This window comes from Thiemannella venezuelensis, assembly GCF_014203605.1.
In the GTDB taxonomy this organism is placed as follows: domain Bacteria; phylum Actinomycetota; class Actinomycetes; order Streptosporangiales; family Streptosporangiaceae; genus Planomonospora_A; species Planomonospora_A venezuelensis.
The window spans coordinates 21,146-41,522 of the sequence record NZ_JACHJJ010000023.1; the positions used below are offsets into that span (position 1 = coordinate 21,146).

The 20,377-nt window shown below is 74.5% G+C and carries 21 protein-coding genes; 14 read left to right on the top strand and 7 right to left on the bottom strand.

Annotated features, from left to right (window positions below):
* Position 1 precedes the first annotated feature (1 nt).
* The 4 genes from FHS22_RS27860 to FHS22_RS27875 all read right to left on the bottom strand — a co-directional run bounded on the left by FHS22_RS27860 (position 2) and on the right by FHS22_RS27875 (position 2,846).
* Positions 2-676: a DUF6766 family protein gene (locus FHS22_RS27860; protein WP_184946417.1), complete on the bottom strand. Its 675-nt coding sequence runs from the start codon at positions 674-676 to the stop codon at positions 2-4.
* A 95-nt stretch (positions 677-771) separates the two neighbouring features.
* Positions 772-1,170 carry a hypothetical protein gene (locus FHS22_RS27865; RefSeq protein WP_221474202.1) on the bottom strand — a complete coding sequence of 133 codons (399 nt, stop codon included), beginning with the start codon at positions 1,168-1,170 and terminating at the stop codon, positions 772-774.
* A gap of 30 nt (positions 1,171-1,200) precedes the next feature.
* Positions 1,201-2,217: a glycosyltransferase gene (locus FHS22_RS27870; RefSeq protein ID WP_184946419.1), complete on the bottom strand. Its 1,017-nt coding sequence runs from the start codon at positions 2,215-2,217 to the stop codon at positions 1,201-1,203.
* On the bottom strand, positions 2,214-2,846 hold the full coding sequence (locus FHS22_RS27875) for a D-glycero-alpha-D-manno-heptose-1,7-bisphosphate 7-phosphatase (protein ID WP_338047987.1): 633 nt from the start codon (positions 2,844-2,846) through the stop codon (positions 2,214-2,216). The genes FHS22_RS27870 and FHS22_RS27875 overlap by 4 nt, the downstream gene beginning before the upstream one ends.
* A 180-nt stretch (positions 2,847-3,026) precedes the next feature.
* On the opposite strand from FHS22_RS27875, the gene FHS22_RS27880 reads away from it, so the two are divergent.
* The 13 genes from FHS22_RS27880 (at position 3,027) to FHS22_RS27940 (ending at position 15,625) form a co-directional block, all read left to right on the top strand.
* Entirely contained in the window at positions 3,027-4,667 is a 1,641-nt protein-coding gene (locus FHS22_RS27880) for a carbamoyltransferase family protein (protein ID WP_184946422.1), read from the top strand.
* A complete protein-coding gene (locus tag FHS22_RS27885; RefSeq protein WP_184946424.1) occupies positions 4,664-5,671 on the top strand; it encodes a glycosyltransferase family 2 protein in 1,008 nt (335 codons plus the stop codon). The genes FHS22_RS27880 and FHS22_RS27885 overlap by 4 nt, the downstream gene beginning before the upstream one ends.
* Positions 5,668-6,810, top strand: coding sequence for a glycosyltransferase family 9 protein (locus FHS22_RS27890; protein ID WP_338047988.1), 1,143 nt, complete (start codon positions 5,668-5,670; stop codon positions 6,808-6,810). Before FHS22_RS27885 ends, FHS22_RS27890 begins: the two co-directional genes overlap by 4 nt.
* Positions 6,811-6,829: 19 nt before the next feature.
* The gene (locus FHS22_RS27895; RefSeq protein WP_184946426.1) at positions 6,830-8,038 is read left to right on the top strand and encodes a glycosyltransferase; all 1,209 of its coding nucleotides are present in this window, start codon (positions 6,830-6,832) and stop codon (positions 8,036-8,038) included.
* Positions 8,039-8,041: 3 nt separating this feature from the next.
* Positions 8,042-8,638: a D-sedoheptulose-7-phosphate isomerase gene (locus FHS22_RS27900; RefSeq protein WP_184946428.1), complete on the top strand. Its 597-nt coding sequence runs from the start codon at positions 8,042-8,044 to the stop codon at positions 8,636-8,638.
* Complete coding sequence (rfaE2, locus tag FHS22_RS27905) at positions 8,635-10,083, top strand: D-glycero-beta-D-manno-heptose 1-phosphate adenylyltransferase (protein ID WP_184946430.1); 1,449 nt, start codon at positions 8,635-8,637, stop codon at positions 10,081-10,083. Before FHS22_RS27900 ends, rfaE2 begins: the two co-directional genes overlap by 4 nt.
* Positions 10,084-10,128: 45 nt before the next feature.
* The gene (locus FHS22_RS27910; protein ID WP_184946432.1) at positions 10,129-10,809 is read left to right on the top strand and encodes an SDR family oxidoreductase; all 681 of its coding nucleotides are present in this window, start codon (positions 10,129-10,131) and stop codon (positions 10,807-10,809) included.
* A 64-nt stretch (positions 10,810-10,873) separates the two neighbouring features.
* Positions 10,874-11,839, top strand: a complete 966-nt coding sequence (locus FHS22_RS27915) for a glycosyltransferase family 9 protein (protein ID WP_338047989.1) — start codon at positions 10,874-10,876, stop codon at positions 11,837-11,839.
* Positions 11,836-12,804: a UDP-glucuronic acid decarboxylase family protein gene (locus tag FHS22_RS27920; protein WP_184946434.1), complete on the top strand. Its 969-nt coding sequence runs from the start codon at positions 11,836-11,838 to the stop codon at positions 12,802-12,804. The genes FHS22_RS27915 and FHS22_RS27920 overlap by 4 nt, the downstream gene beginning before the upstream one ends.
* 63 nt (positions 12,805-12,867) lie before the next feature.
* Positions 12,868-13,527: a response regulator transcription factor gene (locus tag FHS22_RS27925; protein ID WP_221474203.1), complete on the top strand. Its 660-nt coding sequence runs from the start codon at positions 12,868-12,870 to the stop codon at positions 13,525-13,527.
* A gap of 94 nt (positions 13,528-13,621) precedes the next feature.
* Complete coding sequence (locus tag FHS22_RS27930) at positions 13,622-14,026, top strand: ATP-binding protein (RefSeq protein WP_184946438.1); 405 nt, start codon at positions 13,622-13,624, stop codon at positions 14,024-14,026.
* Positions 14,027-14,102: 76 nt separating this feature from the next.
* A complete protein-coding gene (locus FHS22_RS27935; RefSeq protein WP_184946440.1) occupies positions 14,103-15,245 on the top strand; it encodes a PAS domain-containing sensor histidine kinase in 1,143 nt (380 codons plus the stop codon).
* Positions 15,242-15,625: a response regulator gene (locus FHS22_RS27940; protein WP_221474204.1), complete on the top strand. Its 384-nt coding sequence runs from the start codon at positions 15,242-15,244 to the stop codon at positions 15,623-15,625. Before FHS22_RS27935 ends, FHS22_RS27940 begins: the two co-directional genes overlap by 4 nt.
* 26 nt (positions 15,626-15,651) lie before the next feature.
* On the opposite strand, the gene FHS22_RS27945 is transcribed toward FHS22_RS27940, so the two are convergent.
* Both FHS22_RS27945 and FHS22_RS27950 read right to left on the bottom strand, forming a co-directional pair.
* Positions 15,652-16,491: an MEDS domain-containing protein gene (locus FHS22_RS27945; protein ID WP_184946442.1), complete on the bottom strand. Its 840-nt coding sequence runs from the start codon at positions 16,489-16,491 to the stop codon at positions 15,652-15,654.
* An 81-nt stretch (positions 16,492-16,572) separates the two neighbouring features.
* Positions 16,573-17,484 carry a DUF72 domain-containing protein gene (locus tag FHS22_RS27950; RefSeq protein WP_184946445.1) on the bottom strand — a complete coding sequence of 304 codons (912 nt, stop codon included), beginning with the start codon at positions 17,482-17,484 and terminating at the stop codon, positions 16,573-16,575.
* Positions 17,485-17,608: 124 nt separating this feature from the next.
* On the opposite strand from FHS22_RS27950, the gene FHS22_RS27955 reads away from it, so the two are divergent.
* Positions 17,609-18,058, top strand: coding sequence for a DUF4383 domain-containing protein (locus FHS22_RS27955; protein WP_184946446.1), 450 nt, complete (start codon positions 17,609-17,611; stop codon positions 18,056-18,058).
* 129 nt (positions 18,059-18,187) lie between these two features.
* Here FHS22_RS27955 and FHS22_RS27960 read toward each other — a convergent pair whose 3' ends face one another.
* Positions 18,188-20,260 (bottom strand): catalase, encoded by a 2,073-nt coding sequence (locus FHS22_RS27960; RefSeq protein WP_184946448.1) that lies wholly within the window; start codon positions 20,258-20,260, stop codon positions 18,188-18,190.
* Positions 20,261-20,377: the final 117 nt, after the last annotated feature.

Below are 20,377 nucleotides of genomic sequence, written 5' to 3' on the forward strand. Positions count from 1 at the left end.
CCTATCCCTCGACGTCGGTGGCGCCGTGCGGCGCGCCGACCGGCTTGGACTCGGGGGAGCCCCGCTGGCGCAGGTAGACGGAGAGCACCACCATCGACAGCACCGCGAGGAACTCCGACTGCCAGTTCTGCAGGGTGCGGTTCCAGAAGTCGGCCGAGACGACGTACTCCCCCCAGCCCAGCGGATCCTGGAGCCGGGCGAGCTGCTGGGAGTTGTGGGCGGCCCGGCCGGCGACCGACTGGGCCAGCCACGAGAGCAGGAAGACGAGCCCCATCACCGCGCCGAGGGAGTTGCCGTACAGCTTCTGCCGGAGGCCGGCCGTCCTGGCCCACGCCGGGCTGTCCGGGCCGGCGTACCGCCCGACCTGCTGCTTCTCGTCGCTCTCCGGCCCCTCGTCGCCGGGTTTCTTCGACTCCGGGGAGCCGCGCTGCACCCACCAGACCGTGGCCATGATGAAGAGCAGGAACTGCAGGTACTCCGACTGCCAGTTCTCCGCGACGTCGACGGCGAACTCCGAGGACGTGACGTACTCCGGCCAGGAGACCGCGGCCCCGCCCTCGGCGCGCTGCCGATCGTTGTAGGCGGAGTTGCCCGCCACCGACTGGCCGGTCAGCGCGAGCACGAACAGGAGCAGGAAGAACAGGCTGAGCGCGTTGTCCTTGAGGAAGCGTCGCACGGGCGTCCCCTAACGGTCGATCAGGCCGACGGCGAGCAGGTAGACCAGGCCGGCCGAGATGATGACGAGGGTCGTGACGAACATCAGGCGCATCTTCAGCCCTCCACCTCGCAGTCGTACGGCAGGTCGCCGCGGGGCCGGCAACCCGCCCCGCGCACCAGCCAGCCCTGCGCGAAGCGGTGCAGGAAGACGGTGTCGCGCGCCAGCCGCACCTGGGCCTCGTCCCCCCAGACCTGGGCACCCGTCACCTCGCCGCCGGGCAGGCCGAGCGCCAGGACGGCCTGCCCGCACGTACCGTCTCCGGTCCGGAGGCTCTCGGCGGCCTCGGGGGTCAGCAGCGCGCAGGCCCGCTCGCCCTGCCCGCCCGCCACCGCGGCGTAGAACCGCTCCGCGGCCTGCCGCGCGGCCGTCTCACCGGTGGACGAGCACCCGGCCGACCCCGTGGCCAGAGCGGTCAGGGCCGCTGCGGCGGCGAGCGTGGTTCGCGTGGTCATCAGCCCCTCCTGCCCCACCGGCCGCGAAAGTCACGCCGGCAGGTCGTCCAGGACGGCCGGATGCTCCCGGGTGACCGCGGAGACCCCGCCGGACCCGGTGGCCTCGGCGATCAGGCGGTCCCAGTCGGCCAGGAACCGGCCCAGGCCGTAGCGGGCCAGGGCGGCGGCGCGGGCGGTCCTGCCGACCTGGCGGGCCAGCTCGGGCTCGCCGACGAAGGCGTCCAGGGCGGCGGTGAGCACGGAGACGCGGGTCGAGACCACGCCCGCCTCCGGCGGCACCGCCTCCACCGCCTCGGTGGCGGCCAGCGCCACCACCGGCATGCCGAGCATCATGGCCTCGATCAGGGACAGGCCGAGCGAGGTCCACCGGTAGGGGTGCAGGTAGACGCGGCGCCTGGCCAGTTCGGCGTGCATCGCCGCCTGCGGCAGGTCCTCGAAGACGCCCAGCGGGATGCCGAGGTGGTCCGGCAGGCCGGTGACCTTCATGCCGAAGACGTCCAGCGGCGCCTCCTCGGCGAACTGCGGCAGCAGGTCGGCGCCGGCGACCCGCTCGCGCCGGACCGGCTCGTTGACCACGACGCCCGCCCGGGGCAGCTCGCCGGTGTAGAGGTGGCCGGGGTCGACGACGCCGTGCTCGATCACGCGGGTGGGGGCCCGGCCGCAGTCCCAGAACAGGCGGTTGAAGTGGGTCACGTGGACCACGGGGACGTCGGCGCGCTCGGCCAGCGGGTGCAGGGTGGCCGGGACGTCCCCCTTGGGGGTGTTGTGCTCGACGTAGACGGCCGGCACGTCCCGGCCTGGGCGGCGGCCCAGCCACTCGGCGGCCAGGTCGAGCTCGTGCGGGCGCTGCAGGACGACCAGGTCCACGTCCTCGTCGCGGAGCCGGTCGGCGGGCACCTCGCGGGCGGCCTCCGGCCAGGGGTAGGTCCGCGCCCGGCCGCGTCCGTCGGGACCCCGGTCAGGGGTGGCGGGGACCAGGTAGTCGTGGGCGCCGTGCACGAACGACGTGGTCCACGAGCCGTGCACGTGCCAGAGCAGGATCCTCACCGCGCCACCTCCGCCGTCTCTACGGTCTCCGCCGTCTCCGCTGCGCCGGTCGCGCCCGCCGTGCCGCGGGGCTCCGACGCCTCGCGGGGCTCCGCCGTCCCGCCGAGGGCCAGGGAGACCGCGGCGGCGAGGTCGGCGGCGACCTCCCCGGCGGCGGCGACCTCCCCGGGCAGTGTCACCTCCGTCGGCACCAGGATGCCCCGCGCCCCGGCGGCGCGGGCGGCCTCGACGTCCCTGCCGATGTCGCCGATCACCACGCAGTCGCGGGCGTCCACGCCGAGCGCCGCCGCCGCCTGCAGGACCAGCCCGGGGGCGGGCTTGCGGCACGCGCACCCGTCGGCGTCGTCGTGCGGGCAGACCGCCCACACGTCGAACGGGCCGAGCAGCTCCTCGACGCGGGCGTTCACCGCCGCCAGCTCGCCGGCCCCGATCAGGCCCCTGGCGACGCCGGACTGGTTGCTCACCACCCCGACCGGCACGCCCGCGCGGCGGATCCGGTCCACCGCGGCGCGACCGCCCGGAATGGCTTCGACCATTTCCGGATCATTGTTGTAAGGGACGTCGTAAATAAGGGTTCCGTCGCGGTCGAATAGCACGGCGGCGGGTCGTCTCCTGTGCGGCACCGGCACCTCCGGAGGGATTGTTCGTCAACCTAATCCGCTACCCGGACGTCCGGAGGTTAACCCCAAAAAAACTACTTACAGTGACAAATTGCAGCTTGCAGGCCTCCTAGCTGCACTTCTACCAGAGGGAAGTGTTTGAGAAGCGCTTCTCTCGGTAGTGGTTAGGCATCAGCGGGAGGCGAGTCCATGAATTTTCTGGGGTTAAACGCGATCTTTCATGACCCGGCAGCGGCCCTTGTGGTCGACGGTGAAGTGGTGGCGGCCGCCGAAGAGGAAAGGTTCAGCCGCCGCAAGCACGGAAAACGTCCCGTCCCCTTCTCGTCCTGGGAGCTCCCCGAGCAGGCCGCCGCGTGGTGCCTGCGGCAGGCGGGCCTGCGGCCCGAGGACCTCGACGCGGTCGCCTACTCCTACGACCCGGCGCTCGTGCGCCCCGGGCAGCAGGGCCTGGACGAGCGCTGGGAGGACCTGCGCACCACCTACGCCCACCGGGCCCCGGCCTTCCTGGCCACCGCCCTGCCCGGCCTCGACCCCGCCCAGGTCCGCTACGTGCCCCACCACGTCGCGCACGCCGCCTCGGCCGGGCTGGCCGCGCCGTACCGGGACTCGGCGGTGCTGGTCTGCGACGGCCGCGGCGAGGCGGTCTCCCACCTGGCCGGTCGCTACACCGGCGGCGAGCTGACCGTCCTGGCCACCCAGGAGCTGCCGCACTCCCTCGGGCTGATGTACGAGGAGGTCACCGAGCACCTGGGCTTCCTGCGCTCCAGCGACGAGTACAAGGTCATGGCGCTGGCCTCCTACGGCGAGCCCCGCTTCCTGGGGGAGCTGCGCGAGCTGATCCACGCCACCGGCGACGGCGGCTTCCGCGTCGGCCCGATCGACTGGGGCGGCTACGCCAAGGCCCTCGACAGGGGCGAGGAGTGGTCGGCCGACCACGCCGACCTCGCCGCCAGCGTGCAGAAACGGCTGGAGGAGGTCCTGCTCGACCTGGCCCGCTGGCTGCACGAGCGCACCGGCGAGCGGTGCCTGACCATGGCCGGGGGCGTGGCCCTCAACTGCGTGGCCAACACCCGGCTGCTGGCCGAGGGCCCCTTCGAGGAGCTCTGGGTGCAGCCCGCCGCCGGAGACGCCGGCACCGCGCTCGGCGGGGCGCTGCACCTGGCCCAGGCGGCCGGGGAGCCGGCCGCGCCGATGCCCGGCGCCGACCTCGGCCGGGGCTGGACCGACGAGGAGCTGGCGAGCTGGCTGCAGACGGCGCGGGTGCCCTACGAGCGCCCCGCCGACCTGGCCGCCGCGGTCGCCGCCGAGCTGGCCGCCGACCGGATCGTCGCGTGGTTCCAGGGGCGCAGCGAGTACGGCCCGCGCGCGCTCGGCCGCCGCTCCCTGCTGGCCCACCCCGGACGGGCCGCCAACACCGAGCGGCTCAACGACGTCAAGGGCCGCGAGCAGTTCCGCCCGATCGCCCCGATGGTGCTCGCCGAGCGCGCAGGGGAGATCTTCGAGCGCGGGCCGGTGCCCAGCCCCTACATGCTCTTCGTCCACGACGTGCGGCCCGAGTGGCGCGAGCGCATCCCGGCCGTCGTGCACGTCGACGGCACCGCCCGCATCCAGACGGTGGAGCGGGCCGACGACCCGCTGATGGCCAGGACGCTGGAGGAGTTCGAGGCCAGGACCGGGATCCCGGTGGTGGTCAACACCAGCCTCAACACGGCCGGGCGGCCCATGGTCGACGACCCCCGCGACGCGCTGGAGTGCTTCGGCTCCGCGCCGGTGGACCTGCTCGTGCTCGGCCCGTACCTGGTCCGGCGGGGGCAGGTGTTCGCATCATGATCACCGTGGTCATCCCGACGATCGGCAGGCCCACCCTCGCCGCGACCCTCGCCGCGCTGGACCCGCGGACCGAGGTCATCGTGGTCGACGACCGCCCCGACGAGATCATCGATCCCCTGCCCGAGCCTCCGGCGGGCGGACCGCCGCCGGCCGGGGCCGCGTCCGTGCCCTCCGACCACGACGTCCTGGGCGCGCTGCGCGCCGGGGGCGGCCGGGTCCGGGTGCTGCGCTCCGGCGGACGGGGGCCCGCCGCCGCCAGGAACACCGGCTGGCGCGCGGCCGGCACGCCGTGGGTGGTGTTCCTCGACGACGACGTGGTCCCCGAGCCCGGCTGGGACAAGGCGGTCCGCGCCGACCTGGAGGACCTCCCCGCCGACGTGGGCGGGAGCCAGGGGCGCATCGAGGTCCCCCTGCCGGCGGACCGCAGGCCCACCGACGCCGAGCGCAACACCGCGGGCCTGGCGACCGCCGAGTGGATCACCGCGGACATGGCCTACCGGCGGGCCGCGCTGGAGCGGACCGGCGGGTTCGACGAGCGCTTCCCCCGCGCCTACCGGGAGGACGCCGACCTGGCGCTGCGGGTGCGGGCGGCGGGCTACCGGCTGGTGCGCGGCGAGCGCACCACCAGGCACCCGGTCCGCGACGACGGGTTCTGGGCCAGCGTGCGCTTCCAGCGCGGCAACGCCGACGACGCGCTGATGCGGCGCGTGCACGGTCCCGCCTGGCGGGCCGCGCTCGGCGGCGCGCCGGGACGGCTGCGCAGGCACGCCCTCGTCACCGGCGCGGGCCTGCTCGCGGTCGGCGCGGGACTGGCGGGCCGCAGGGGCGCGGCCGCGGCGGCGGGAGCGGTGTGGGCGCTGCTCACCGCGGAGTTCGCCTGGGCGCGCATCGCCCCGGGGCCGCGCACGGCGGAGGAGATCCGGCGGATGGCGGTCACGAGCGTGGCCATCCCTCCGGCGGCCTGCGCGCACCGCCTCCGGGGCGAGATCCGGGTCCGCCGGTGACGGCTCCTGCGAAGGGCCCCGCGGCGGGCGGTACGGCGGGACCCGCGGGAACGGTGCTCGTGGCGCGCGTCGACAACGCCGGCGACGTCCTGCTGGCCGGTCCGGCGATCCGGGCGGTCGCCGCCGGGGCGCGCGAGGTCGTCCTGCTGGCAGGCCCGCACGGCCGGGCCGCGGGAGAGCTGCTGCCCGGCGTCTCCCGGGTGATCGAGTGGCGCACCCCGTGGATCGACCCAGAGCCGCAGCCGGTGACCGGCCCGCACACCGCGCGGCTGATCAGGACCGTCCGCCGGGCGGCCCCCGAGCACGCCCTGATCCTGACCTCCTTCCACCAGTCCCCGCTCCCGCTGGCGCTGCTGCTCCGGCTCGCCGGAGTGCCCAGGATCTCCGCGATCAGCACCGACTACCCCGGCTCCCTGCTCGACCTGAGGCGGGTCGTCGACGAGGACGCGGACGTGCCCGAGGCCGAGCGCATGCTCGGCCTGGCCCGGGCGGCGGGGTTCGAGCTGCCGCCCGGCGACGACGGCGGGCTCGCCGTGCGCCGCCCGCTCCCGGAGGTCCGGCACCTGGCCGGGCCGCCCGGCTACGTGGCCGTGCACCCCGGTGTCTCGGCGCCCGCGCGGGCCTGGCCGGCCGAGAGCTGGTCCGGCCTGGTCCGGCGCCTCTCCGCCGCGGGGTGGCGGGTCGTGGTGACCGGCAGCCCCGGCGAGAGCGGGCTCACCGCGCGGATCGCCGGGTCCGCCCGCACCGGTCCGCCCGCCGGCGGGCCGCGGATCCAGGCGGGGGCGGCGGGCGGGGAGCCCGGGACCGTCGTCGACCTGGGAGGGCTGACCACCTTCGCCGAACTCGCGGCGGTGCTCGCCGGGGCGAGCGTCGCCGTGGCGGCCAACACCGGTCCCGCGCACCTGGCGGCGGCGGTCGGCACCCCGGTCGTCAGCCTGTTCGCACCCGTCGTCCCGGCCGCCCGCTGGGCGCCGTACGGCGTCTCCTCCGCGGTCCTGGGGGACCAGGACGCCCCCTGCCGGGGCACCAGGGCCAGGACCTGCCCGGTCCCCGGCCATCCCTGCCTGTCGTCCGTGCCGGAGGAGCAGGTCGCCGAGGCCGTCCGCCGCCTGGCCGTACGGCAGGAGGCAGTCGTATGAGGCCGAAGGAGGCAGTCGTATGAGGATCGCTCTCATATCCGAGCACGCCAATCCGCTGGCCGCCATCGGCGGAGTCGACGCCGGCGGGCAGAACGTCCACGTCGCCGCCCTGGCGGCCGCCCTGGCCGACCGGGGGCACGAGGTCGTCGTGTACACCCGGCGGGACCGCCAGGACGTGCCGGGGACGGTCCCGCTCCATCCCGGGGTGACCGTCGAGCACGTCCCGGCCGGGCCGCCCGTGCCCGTGCCCAAGGACATGCTGCTGCCGTACATGCCCGCCTTCGCCGGCCACCTGCGGCGGTGCTGGGCCCGGTGGCGGCCCGACGTGGCGCACGCCCACTTCTGGATGAGCGGCCTGGCCGCACTGGAGGCCGCCCGGGGCCTCGGGACCCCGGTCCTGCAGACCTTCCACGCCCTCGGCACGGTCAAGCGCCGCTGGCAGGGGACGGCGGACACCAGCCCGCCCGAGCGGATCGCCCTGGAGGCGGAGATCGGGCAGCGGGCGCGGGGCGTCGTGGCCACGTGCGGCGACGAGGTGAACGAGCTGCTGGCGATGGGCGTGCCCGGCGAGCGCGTCGCGGTCGTGCCGTGCGGCGTCGACCTGACCCGGTTCCGACCCGGCGGCCCCGTCGCCCCGCGCGGGCGGCGGCCCCGCATCCTCAGCATCGGCCGCATGGTCCCCCGCAAGGGGGTCGGCACCGTCGTCGAGGCCCTGCGCCACCTGCCCGACGCCGAACTGGTGATCGCCGGGGGCGCGCCGGACGACGAGGAGGCCCGGCGGCTGGCCCGCCTGGCCGCGGCGCACGGCATCGCCGACCGGGTGCACCTGGTCGGCAGCGTCGGCCGCGCCGATGTCCCCGCCCTGCTGCGCTCGGCCGCCGCGGTGGTCAGCGTGCCCTGGTACGAGCCCTTCGGAATCGTGCCGCTGGAGGCCATGGCCTGCGGGGTGCCCGTGGTCGCCTCCGCCGTCGGCGGCCACCTCGACACCGTGGCGGGCTGCGGGACCCTGGTCCCGCCCCGCCGCCCCCGCGCCCTCGCCCGGGCGCTGCGCGACCTGCTGGACCATCCGGAGCAGCGGGCGGCCATCGGGCGGGCCGGTGAGCGCCGCGCCCGGTCCCGGTACGGCTGGCCCCGGATCGCCGAACGGACCGAAGCCGTCTACCTCGATGTGATCGCCGGTCAACGGAATCCCGACCAGAACCGGATCGCCGCAACGGCAGGAGGCTGAACCATGCACCCACACCTGTCACGCCTGAGCACCGCGCTCGCCGCGGTGGACGCCGAAACTCCGACGATCTCCGTATGGGGCCGCAAGCTCGCCGCGGTGCTCACCGGCGGCGGAAGGCTCCTGGCCTGCGGGAACGGCGGTTCGGCCGCCGAAGCCCAGCACCTGACCGCCGAGCTGGTCGGCCGCTTCCGCGACGACCGCCGGCCGTACGCGGCGATCCCGCTGCACGCCGACACCTCCGCCGTCTCCGCGATCGGCAACGACTTCGGCGCGGAGGAGGTGTACGCCCGCCAGGTGCGGGCGCACGGCCGCCCCGGTGACGTCCTGCTCTGCCTGTCCACCAGCGGGACCAGCCCGAACGTCCTGGCCGCCGCCCTCGCCGCCCGCGAGAGCGGCCTCACGACCTGGGCGCTGACCGGCCCGGTGCCCAACCCCCTCGCCGAGCTCTGCGACGACGCCTTCGCGGTCGCCGCCGCGGACACCGCGACCGTGCAGGAGGTGCACCTCGCCGTGATCCACATGCTCTGCGCCGCGATGGAGGAGGCGTGCGGGGAGGCGGAGGAGACGTGCGAGGACCTGCTGGAGGAGGCGTGCGGATGAGCCCAGGACCGCTCGTCGTCGTCGGCGACAGCCTGCTCGACGTGGACGTCGAGGGCGAGGCGGAGCGGCTCTGCCCGGACGCGCCCGTGCCCGTCGTGGCGGGGACCCGCGAGCGCCGGCGTCCCGGCGGCGCGGGACTCGCCGCCCTGCTCGCGGCCGGCGAGGGGACCGAGGTCGTCCTGGTCACCGCGGCCGGCGACGACGAGTCCGGCCGGATCCTGCAGGAGATGCTCGCCGGTTCGGTGGAGACCGTACGGCTCCCGCTGAGCGGCGGCACCGTGACCAAGACCCGGATCCGGGCGCGCGGCCAGACGCTGCTCCGGGTCGACACCGGAGAGGGCAGGGCCGAGCGCGGCGGGCCCGGGGGCCGCGGGCGCGCGCCGGAACTGCGCAGGGCCGCCGAGGCGATCAGGGACGCGGGGGCGGTCCTGGTCTCCGACTACGGGCTCGGGACCGCGGAGGTCCTGCGGGAGGCGCTGGCCGAGGCCACCGGGCCGCTGGTCTGGGACCCGCACCCGCGCGGGCTCACCCCGCTCCCCGGCTGCGCGCTCGTCACGCCGAGCGAGGCCGAGGCCCGGCTGCTGTGCGCGGGGCCGTACGGCTCGCCCGAGCAGGCGGCCCGGGGCCTGGCCCGCGACCTGGACGCCGAGGCGGTCGCCGTCACGCTGGGCGCCCGCGGCGCCGGAGTGGCGCGGCGGGGCGGCCGGTTCACCCTGGTGCCCCCGCCCTTCCCCGTGGCGGGGGGCGACGCCTGCGGGGCCGGCGACCGGTTCGCCGGGACGGCCGCGCTGGCGCTGCGCGACGGCTCCTCGGCGGAGGAGGCCGTGGAGGCGGCGGTCGGCCATGCCACCCGCTTCGTGGAGAGCGGGGGAGCGGCCCGCGTGGGCTCGCCCGCCCCCGCCGGCCGGTTCGCCGGATCCGGCGCGGACGGCCGGTCCGCCGCCCGGGACCGGGGCGGGCGGCTCTTCGGCCCGGAGCTGGGCGACCGCCCGCGCACGCCCCGGGAGACCGCCGAGCTCGTCCGGGCCCGCGGCGGCAGACTGGTGGCCACCGGCGGCTGCTTCGACCTGCTGCACGCCGGCCACGTCAGCCTGCTCCGCCGGGCGCGGGCCCTGGGCGACGCGCTGATCGTCTGCGTCAACTCCGACGAGTCCGTCCGCCGCCTCAAGGGCCCGGGCCGCCCCGTGGTGGCGGAGGAGGACCGGGTCGAGGTGCTGCGCGCGCTGGAGTGCGTCGACGCCGTCGTGGTCTTCGGCGAGAGCACCCCCACCTCGCTGATCGAGCGCATGCGGCCCGACGTGTGGGTCAAGGGCGGCGACTACGCCGAGTCCGACCTGCCGGAGGCCGAGGCGGTGCGCCGCGCCGGCGGCGAGACCGTGATCCTGCCGCTGGTCCCCGGCCAGTCCACCACCAGCCTGATCGCCGCCGCCCGGGCGGCGCTGTGAAGACCGCCGCCGCCCGGGCGGCGCTGTGAGACCGGAGGAACGACCATGGTCGGGAACATTCTGATCACCGGTGGCGCGTCCGGCCTCGGCCGGGCCACCGCCGAGGCCGTGGCGAAGGCGGGCGGGCGGCCGCTGGTCGTCGACGTCGCCGCACCCGATTACGAGGTGGACCACGTGATCGCCGACGTGTCCGACCGCGCCCAGGCCGAGCGGGCCGTCACCGGGCTGGCGGAGCGGGCCGGAGGGCTGGACGGCGTCGTCACGGCCGCGGGCATCGACGCCTGCGGGCGCCTGGCCGACGTGCCCGCCGACCGGTGGGAGCGGGTGGTCCAGGTCAACCTGTTCGGCACCGCCTCGGTGGTCCGCGCGGCCCTGCCGTACCTGACCGCCTCCCGGGGGAGGATCGTGACCTGCGCATCCACCCTCGGGCTGCGGGCGGTGAGCGACGCCACCGCCTACTGCGCCTCCAAGTTCGGCGTCGTCGGCTTCACCAGGGCGCTCGCGGCCGAGCTGGCCGGTCAGGTGGGGGTGACCCTGCTGGTCCCGGGCGGTATGCGGACCCACTTCTTCGACGACCGCGACGAGCAGTACAGACCGGGCCCCGACGCCCTGCTCAACCGGCCGGAGGACGTGGCCGCGACCGTCGTGTTCGCCCTCGGCCAGCCCGCCGGCTGCGAGATCAGGGAACTGCTCGTCTGCCACTCCACGGAGACGTCGTGGCCGTGACCGGCACCGTGGTCGGCACTGTGACCGGCACCGCGGTCGGTGCGGTGGTCCGGGCGGGGTCACCGTGAGCGCCGGAGGGCGCGGCGACGGGCGCCCGGTGCTGCTGGCGCTGCGCGGGCTGGCGCTCGGGGACCTGCTCACCGCGGTGCCCGCGCTGCGGGCGCTGCGCCGGGCGTTCTCCGGGCACCGGGTCGTGCTGGCCGCCCCGGCGGGGCTGGCGGAGCTGCTGCCGATGATCGGCGCCGTCGACGAGCTGCTGGACGTCTCGGGCCCGGGCCCGGTGCCCCTCGCCTCCCCGGACGTCGCGGTCAACCTGCACGGCCGCGGCCCGCAGAGCGTCGAGGCGCTGAGCCGTACCGGACCGGGACGGCTGCTGACCCATGCCCATCCCGCCTTCCCCGGCGTGCCCGGTCCCGCGTGGCGGGACGGGGCGCACGAGGTGCGGCGCTGGTGCGACCTGCTCGGCTGGTACGGCATCCCGGCCGACCCCGCCGACCTGCGCCTGTCCGGCCCCGGCGAGCCCGCCGGGCCGGGCCGGGCCGGGACGGGGCCGGTCGTGGTCCATCCGGGAGCGGCCTACCCGGCCAGGCGCTGGCCCGCGGCGCGGTTCGCCCTGGTGGCGGCGGGCCTGCGGCGGGCCGGGCACGACGTGGTGATCACGGGCGGCACGGCGGAGCGGGAGCTGGCCCGGCACGTGGCCGCCCTGGCCCGCCTGCCCGGCGAGCACGTGCTGGCCGGGCGCACCGGCCTGCGGGAGCTGGCCGCGCTGGTGGCCCGCGCCCGGCTGGTCGTCTGCGGGGACACCGGCGTGGCCCACCTGGCCAGCGCGTACGGCACGCCGTCCGTGGTGCTGTTCGGGCCGGTCGCGCCCGCCCTCTGGGGCCCGCCGCACGCCGGGCCGCACACCGCCCTGTGGGCGGGGCGGTCAGGGGACCCCCATGGAAGCGAACCCGATCCCGGGCTGCTCAGGATCGACGTACCGGAGGTCCTCGACGCGGCCCTGAACCTGCTGGAGGTGAGCACGCGATGAGCGCACGGCGTGCGGTGGTGACCGGCGGGGCCGGATTCCTTGGCTCCTACCTGTGCGAACGGCTGGTGGCGCGGGGGACGGAGGTGATCTGCATGGACAACTTCCTCACCGGCTCGCCGGACAACGTCGCCCACCTGATGGGCGGGCCGCTGTTCCGGCTCGTCGAGTGCGACCTGACCGGGTTCGTCCACGTGCCCGGCGAGGTCGATCTGGTGCTCCACTTCGCCTCCGCGGCATCCCCTGCCGACTACCTGCGCCATCCGATCGAGACGCTCAAGGTCGGCAGCCTCGGCACGCTGCACGCCCTCGGCCTCGCCCGGGAGAAGGGGGCCCGGTTCGTGCTCGCCTCCACCAGCGAGGTCTACGGCGACCCGCTGGAGCACCCGCAGCGGGAGAGCTACTGGGGGAACGTCAACCCGGTCGGCCCGCGCAGTGTCTACGACGAGGCCAAGCGCTTCGCCGAGTCGCTGACCACGGCCTACCGCAACTCCCACGGGACCGACACGGCGATCGTGCGGATCTTCAACACCTACGGGCCGCGGATGCGCCCGCACGACGGCCGGGCCATCCCCACCTTCATCCGCCAGGCGCTGTCCGGAGAGCCGATCACCGTGACCGGCGACGGCACCCAGACCCGCTCCATCTGCTACGTGACCGACACGGTCGCGGGCGTCCTCGCCCTGGCCGACAGCGACTTCGCGGGCCCGGTCAACATCGGCAACCCGGCGGAGCTGACCATGCTCGCCCTCGCCGAGACCGTCCGGGAGCTGACCGGTTCGTCCTCGCCGATCGAGTTCGTCGAGCGCCCCGCCGACGACCCGGCGGTCCGGCGCCCGGACACCGCGCTGGCCGCCTCCCGGCTCGGCTGGCGGCCGGAGGTGGAGGCCTCCGACGGGCTGCGCCGCACCATCTCCTGGTTCACCGACAAGCTCAGCGAGGAGCCGGAGGCGCTGGCCGGCCGTTAGGACGTGTTCCGCGCAGCGGGAGAATGAACGGGCCAGCGCCGCCGCAGCCGAAGGATGCCGTACATGCCGTCATCAGAGCCGCCGGTGCCGCCGCCGATCAGGGTGGTCCTCGTGGAGGACCACGACATGGTGGCGGAGGCGATCGGCATGGCCCTGGACCGGGCGGACGGCATGGAGGTGGTGGCGAGGTCGAGGTCGATCGCGGCGGCGGTGGCGGACGCGGACCGCTTCCGGCCGGACGTCGTGGTGCTCGACCGCCGGCTGCCGGACGGTGACGGGATCTCGGTCATCGGCCGGTTGGCGGAGGCGGCGCCGGGGGCGCGGATCCTGGTGCTGACCGGCGAGGCCACCGCGTCGGTGGCCGCGCGGGTGGCGGAGGCGGGCGGTGCGGGCCTGGTGCTGAAGTCGTCGGGGCTGCGGGAGCTGGAGGCGGCGGTCCGCGAGGTCGCCGCGGGCCGGGTGGCGTTCGCGCCCGAGCTGATGGCGGGCGTTCTGGAGCGGCTGACCGGGCGGGCGCGGCGCCCGGGAGGGGGGCTGACCGGGCGGGAGAAGGAGGCGCTGTCCATGCTGGCCGAGGGGTTGAGCACCGATCAGGTCGCCGAGCGGCTGGGGGTGGCCCGCAACACCGCCCGCAACCACATCCAGCGGGTGCTGGAGAAGCTGGGAGCCCGTTCGAAGCTGGAGGCCGTGGCGATCGCGCGCCGTGAAGGCCTGGTCGACTGATGCGTCCGCACCATGCCGGCTCATGCATCCGCACCGGGCGGATCGGTGCGGATGCGTCTCGTGGTCGGCGCCGTCCATGCATGACAGTTGAGGGATGGACGGCGCCGACCACGGAGCGTACGAAATCGAGCACCGCCTGACGGAGGAGATGGGAAGCCTCCTGGAGGCGCGGAAGGCCGCCGGTCGCGCCCTGGCCGCGTGCGCCTACGCCGGGCGGCACGAGGACGTGATCCTGGTCGTCTCCGAGCTGGTGACGAACGCGCTGCTCCACGGGGCCGGAGCCCCGGTGCTCCGGGTGATCGGCACCCCGTCGCGGGTGCGGGTCGAGGTCGCCGACGCGGGCGCGCGGCTGCCGCGGCCGCGCGATCCCGGACCGTTCGACGGCTTCGGCCTGAACGTCGTCCAGCGGCTCAGCGCCTGCTGGGGAGTCCGCCGCAGGCGGGCGGGGAAAGCGGTGTGGTGCGAGCTGGCGGCCCGCCCGGACCCCGCCGTGCTCTGAGGCGTGCCCTGTGCCGGGGCCGAACCGCTGTGCGCATGCGCCGTGCGGACGCCACCCGGTCATGCGAAGCTGAGATATGCCCGACGCCGAGTTCTTCGACGAGAGCGGTCGCCCGCGCGGGTTCGGCGGGGTCAGGACCGGATGGAACACCGCGGAGCAGGCGCTGCGCGAGAGCGAGGAGCGCTTCCGGCTGCTGGTCCAGAGCGTCGTCGACTACGCGATCTTCATGCTCGATCCCGCCGGCCGGATCGCCAGCTGGAACGCCGGTGCGCAGCGGATCAAGGGCTACGCGGCCGAGGAGGCCATCGGCAGGCACTTCTCGGTGTTCTACCCGCCGGAGGACGTGGCCTCGGGCAAGCCGGGGCGCGAACTGGAGACCGCCGTCGTCGAAGGGCGGCTGGAGGACGAGGGCTGGCGGGTGCGCAAGGACGGCACCCGGTTCTGGGCGAACGTGGTCATCACCGCGCTGTTCGACGAGAGCGGGCGCCTGCGCGGGTTCGGCAAGGTCACCCGGGACATGACCGAGCGGCGCACCGCCGAACGCGCCCTGGACGAGCGGGGCAGGCTGCTGTCCCACCTGGTCCACGCGCAGGAGCTGGAGCGCCGCCGTATCGCCTGGAACGTGCACGACGACACGATCCAGTCCATGGTCGCGGTCGGAATGCGCCTGCAGCTCATGGCCGACCGGCTGCCCGGAGAGCACGCGGCGGCGATGCGCCGGCTCAACGACGCCGTGGACGCCTCCATCACCCGCCTGCGCGGGCTGACCTTCCGCCTGCACCCGCCGGGCATCGACCGCGGCGGGCTGGTGGAGGGGTTGTCCGGATACCTCGACCAGGTGTCCGGGGAGGCGGGCCTGACCTACGAGCTCCAGCACGACCTGGTCCGCGAGCCGTCGCCCGAGGCCGCGATCATGATCTTCCGGATCTGCCAGGAGGCACTGGTCAACGTCGGCAAGCACGCCCGCGCGAAGGCGGTGACCGTGTCGCTGACATCGGCCGACCACGGCGTGCTGGTACGGGTCGCCGACGACGGCGTCGGCATCGACCGGCCGCTCGACGCGCTGTCCCCGTCCGAGCACTTCGGCCTGATCGACATGCGGGAGCGCGCCGAGACGGCGGGCGGCTGGTGGAGGATACACGGGAGGCCGGGCGCCGGCACGACGGTGGAGTTCTGGGTGCCCGCACTGGCGTACGGCGAGGAGGGCATCCCGCTGTGAGCGCGACGCCCTGGCCGCTGACCGTGCTCATCGGCGACGACGATCCGATGATCCGGGACGTGCTCCGCGAGGTGCTGGAGGCGGAACCGGACCTCGACGTGGTCGCGGTCGCCTGCGACGCCGGCGAGTCGATCCGGCTCGCCGAACGGCACGCGCCGGCCGTCGTCATCCTGGACGTGCGGATGTCGGGCGGCGGGGCCCACGCCGCCAGGGAGATCCTGCGGCGTCTGCCCGGCACCCGGGTCATGGCGTTCTCCGCCTACGGCGACCCCGGTGTCGTGGCCGAGATGAACCGTGCCGGAGTGGTCGAGTACATCCTCAAAGGAGTGCCGAACACCGAGATCGTGGCGGCGGTGCGGCGGCTGGCCGCCCCCGGCTGAGCGGCCCGTCCGCGTCGCCGGGGGCGTCAGGAGCGGCTCAGCCCGGTCTCGTGCGCCTCCTCGCGGGCGCTCACCAGGACGGCGACCCGGTCGACCCCGATCAGCCGGAGGTACGCGCTCTGGCCGGGGGTGGCGACGATCGCCATCCCGTGCGGCCGTGCGGCGGCCACCTGGCCGAGCTGCGCCATCGCGCGCACGCCCATGAACGTCATGCCGGTGATGTCGATGAAGGCGTCCCCGTCGGGAAGCGAGGCGGTCAGCGCCTCCCACGCGGTCTGGTTGGACCAGTCGGCGTCGCCGGAGAGCGCCAGCCCTCGGCCGTCGCCGGCGAGCCGGTGCCGGAAGCGGGCGCCGTTCAGGTCGGCCGGATGCGCCCGGCGGACACGGGTGATCTCGGCAGGGGAGAAGGTCCGGGTGCCGTACTGGCAGACCGCCGTCAGCCGGCGGCCGGTGAACAGGGTGTTCGTCCCGGCCTCGAAGGCGGCCAAGGCCGCGGAGTCGACGACTCCCGGTCGCGCCCAGCCCATGTCGACGCTGATCCACAGTCCGGAGAACCCGTCGGCCACCGACCGCCCGGCGGCCGAGGCGTACATCGCGCGGAGGCGCTCGGGGTCGAAACAGCCGGTGCGCAGCTGGGCCCGGCGGACGTCCAGCACCTGCAGCCGGTGTTCCGACAGGGCCGAGCGCATCGCCCCGCCGTGCTCGGCCAGCCGGAGCCGCACCGTCTCCACCAGGCCGGGGTCGGGGAGCACGAGCACCCGTGCGTGTTCCCGCAGGCCCTGCTCCGCGAGGCTGAGGGTGGTCGCGACGAACTCGTCGCCGTCGGCGAAGACGGCTCCGATGTGGTCACCTGCCTGGATGGACAATCCATTCACCGTCTTCCACGCGGTGTCACCGGTAGTCCGATCGTACGACGTTCCCGGTTTCCGGTGGACCTTCTCCGCGTTTTACGGTTTCCCGGCCGCGGCGTACCCGGGCCGGGGGACCCCCAGGAGCTCCGCCAGGCGGGCGGCGTCGCGCTGGGCGTTGTCGCGGCAGCAGTTGTTCATCAGGACGTGGACGGTCTGCGCCCGGCCGGAGAACTCCCGGATCCTGGCCGCCCAGTGCTCCAGCTCCGGCTCGGAGTAGCGGTAGGCGAAGCGTTCCTCGATCTTCTTGCTGGCCCACTTCTCCGAATGGCCGTGGAAGCGGACCACGGCCAGGTCCGCGGTGGCGGCCAGGATCGGCGGGATCGACGACGGATGGCCCTGCGGCATGTCGACGCTGACGTACGGGATGCCGTGGGCGGCGAGGAAACCGAGTGTCTCCTCCGCGCCGTCGCCCTCCATCCAGGTGCGGTTGCGGAACTCCACGCAGGCGCGCAGGGGAGCGCAGCGCCGTACGGACTCCAGGACGTGGCGCCGGTTGCGCTCCCCGGCCGGGAACCACGGCGGGAACTGCAGCAGGACGGCACCCAGCCTGCCGGCCTCGTGCAGAGGCGTGATCGCGGACAGGAAGCGCCGCCACACCTCCTCGACGGCCTCAGGCCCGAGGTCGCGCGCGTAGAGGGTGCCGTCCGGGTCGCCGAGCCGTACCCGCAGGTCCTTGTAGAGGGACCTCGCGGGGGTGGGGTGGCCGGTGAGCAGGGAGAACGCCTTGATGTTGAAGGTGAACCCCGGCGGCGTGCGGTCCCGCCACGCCTCCACCGTCCTGAGCGCCGGGGGATGGTAGTAGGTGGCGTCCACCTCGACCAGCGGGAACCGGCCGGCGTAGTAGGCCAGCCGCTCCGCGGGGGTCGAGACGCCGTCGGGGTACCAGCCCGAGTCGAGCAGCGACCTGTCGGTCCACGAGGCCGTTCCGACCAGGATTCTCTCCGCCATGCGCCTTCCCCTGCCCGTACGGGCGGCCGTGTCACCGGTGACGTGAGAGATCCCCGTTGATGACTATCCGCGGTCCGGGAGGGTAGCGGAGCCGGTCCGGAGACGTTCACATATGGGAGGCGTCATGAACCCCTCGTCCGCACGCACGACCCCCCGATCGCCGGTACAGCTCGCCGCGCTGGTGGTGGGGGTCGTCTTCCTCCTCGTCGGAGTTCTGGGCTTCATCCCCGGCATCACGTCCAACGTCGACGAGATCGAGTTCGCCGGACACCAGTCGGACGCGATGCTGCTCGGGGTCTTCGAGGTGTCGATCCTGCACAACATCGTTCACCTGCTGTTCGGGGTGGCGGGCGTCGCGCTCGCCCGCACCTGGGCCGGGGCCCGCAACTACCTGATCGGCGGCGGGGTGGTGTACCTGCTGCTCTGGCTGTACGGCCTGCTGATCGCCCATGACAGCCCGGCCAACTTCGTCCCGCTCAACGCCGCGGACAACTGGCTGCACCTGTTCCTCGGCCTGGGCATGGCCGCGCTGGGCTTCCTGCTCGGCCGCCGCGCCGTCACCTCGCGGATCTGACCAGAGCGTCCGGAGGCGGAGAACCGGAGAAGGTCCCATGCGTCACCGCATGGGACCTTCTCGTTTCCGCCTCCGCAAGGGGCCCTCCGCAAGGGACCCCTTGCGGAGGGGCTCTGCGGTCTGCGCGGTCTATGCGGGAACGCTGTCGACCGCGCGTTCCGGGTGCCGGTGGGCGGCGACGGCCGTGCCGAAGGCCTCGACGAAGTCGTCGATGTCCCCGGTCGTCCCGACGACCACGCCCGGGTGCGGGCCGGGCCCGATCCGGGCGGCCTCAAGCAGCAGGGACCCGGCGCCGAGGGCGCCCACCGCCTTGCCGTGCGTGAACGCCTCGGCGACGTAGTGCACGGCCTGGCCGTTCACGCTCAGCGTCCGGGCCGACTCCTGCCCGCCGGGCACCAGCACGGCGTCGTAGAGCACCGAGGCCATGGTGTCCAGGGCGTGGGTCACCGGGACGGCCTCGCCGCCCTCCCCCCGTACGGCGCCGCCCCGCGGAGCCAGGACGTCGCAGATCGCCCCCATGGTGGTGATCGCCGCCCGGACGGCCTCCACCTGGCCGGCGTCGGCGCCGTCGGCCACCAGGACCGCGACCTTGCGGGTGGCGGCGCTCTGCACGGGGGCGTGGGCCTGGCTGAGCGCGGGGGAGGTGCGGCCGTGGTTGGGCACGGCGGGCGCGGGCGGGGCGGCGACTCCGATGCCCGCGGCGACCAGTGCGGCCAGGTCGTGGTCGACGTTGTTCAGGTTGCGGACCACGCCCTCGCGGATGTGGGTCTGCACGACCTTGCCGAGCTCGAAGCGGAAGGCGGCGACGATGTGCTCCTTCTCCCAGGCGGACATGCTGTTCCAGAACAGGGTCGCCTGGCTGTAGTGGTCGGCGAAGCTCCCGCTGCGCTTGCGGATCTTGTGGCCGTCCACCCGTTCCTGGAAGTGCGTGTAGGCGCCCGGCCCGCCGACCGCGGGGCAGCCCCCGCCGGTGGTGTTGGGGTGGTAGCTCGCCTGGCCCCGCGGGATGGTCATCTGGTGGTAGCCGTCGCGGTGGTGGTTGCGCACGTCGGCCAGGGGCCGGTTGATCGGGATCTGCGTGAAGTTGGGGCCGCCGAGCCGGATGAGCTGGGTGTCGAGGTAGGAGAAGAGCCGGCCCTGCAGCAGCGGGTCGTTGGTGAAGTCGATGCCGGGCACGACGTTGCCGATGTGGAAGGCGACCTGCTCGGTCTCGGCGAAGAAGTTGTCGGGGTTGCGGTCGAGCACCAGGCGCCCGACCGGCCGGACCGGCACCAGCTCCTCAGGGATGATCTTGGTGGCGTCCAGCAGGTCGAAGTCGAAGGCGTGCTCGTCCTCCTCGGCCACGAGCTGCACGCCGAGCTCCCATTCGGGGAAGTTGCCGGTCTCGATCGCCTCCCACAGGTCCCTGCGGTTGAAGTCGGGGTCCTTTCCGGCGATCTTCTGGGTCTCGTCCCAGACCAGCGAGTGGATGCCGAGCTTCGGCTTCCAGTGGAACTTCACGAACGTGCCCCGGCCCTCGGCGTCGACCAGCCGGAAGGTGTGCACGCCGAAGCCCTGCATCATCCGGTAGCTGCGGGGGAGCGCGCGGTCCGACATCAGCCACATCATCATGTGGGTGGTCTCCGGCTGCAGCTGCACGAAGTCCCAGAGGGTGTCGTGGGCGGAGGAGGCCTGCGGGATCTCGTTGTGCGGCTCGGGCTTGACGGCGTGCACGAAGTCGGGGAACTTGATCCCGTCCTGGATGAAGAAGACCGGCATGTTGTTGCCGACCAGGTCGAAGTTGCCCTGCTGCGTGTAGAACTTCACCGCGAACCCGCGCACGTCCCGGACGGTGTCGGCCGAGCCGCGCGAGCCCGCCACGGTGGAGAAGCGGACGAACACCGGTGTCCGCGTCCTCGGCGAGGTGAGGAACTCCGCGCGGGTGAAGGCGGCCAGCGAGTCGTCGTAGGGCTCGAAGTAGCCGTGCGCCGCCGCTCCCCGGGCGTGGACCACCCGCTCGGGGATGCGTTCGTGGTCGAAGTGGGTGATCTTCTCCCGGAAGTGGAAGTCCTCCATCAGGGTCGGACCGCGTTCGCCCGGACGGAGGGAGTTGTCGGTGTCGTCCACCCTGATGCCCTGGTCGGTGGTCAGGGCGGTGTCCCGGTAGTCGACCCGGACGTCGTCCAGCTGCCGGTCCTTGTCCGTGCGGCCGTCACCGATCATCGATCCTCCTGGTTCGTCATCGGGCAGGAGGGTCCCACCCAGGGAGCGGCATACCCGTCATATGTCGCGCAAACGGAAAGAGCGTGGCCTGGCGCCGCTCCGCGCCGCCCGCCGCGG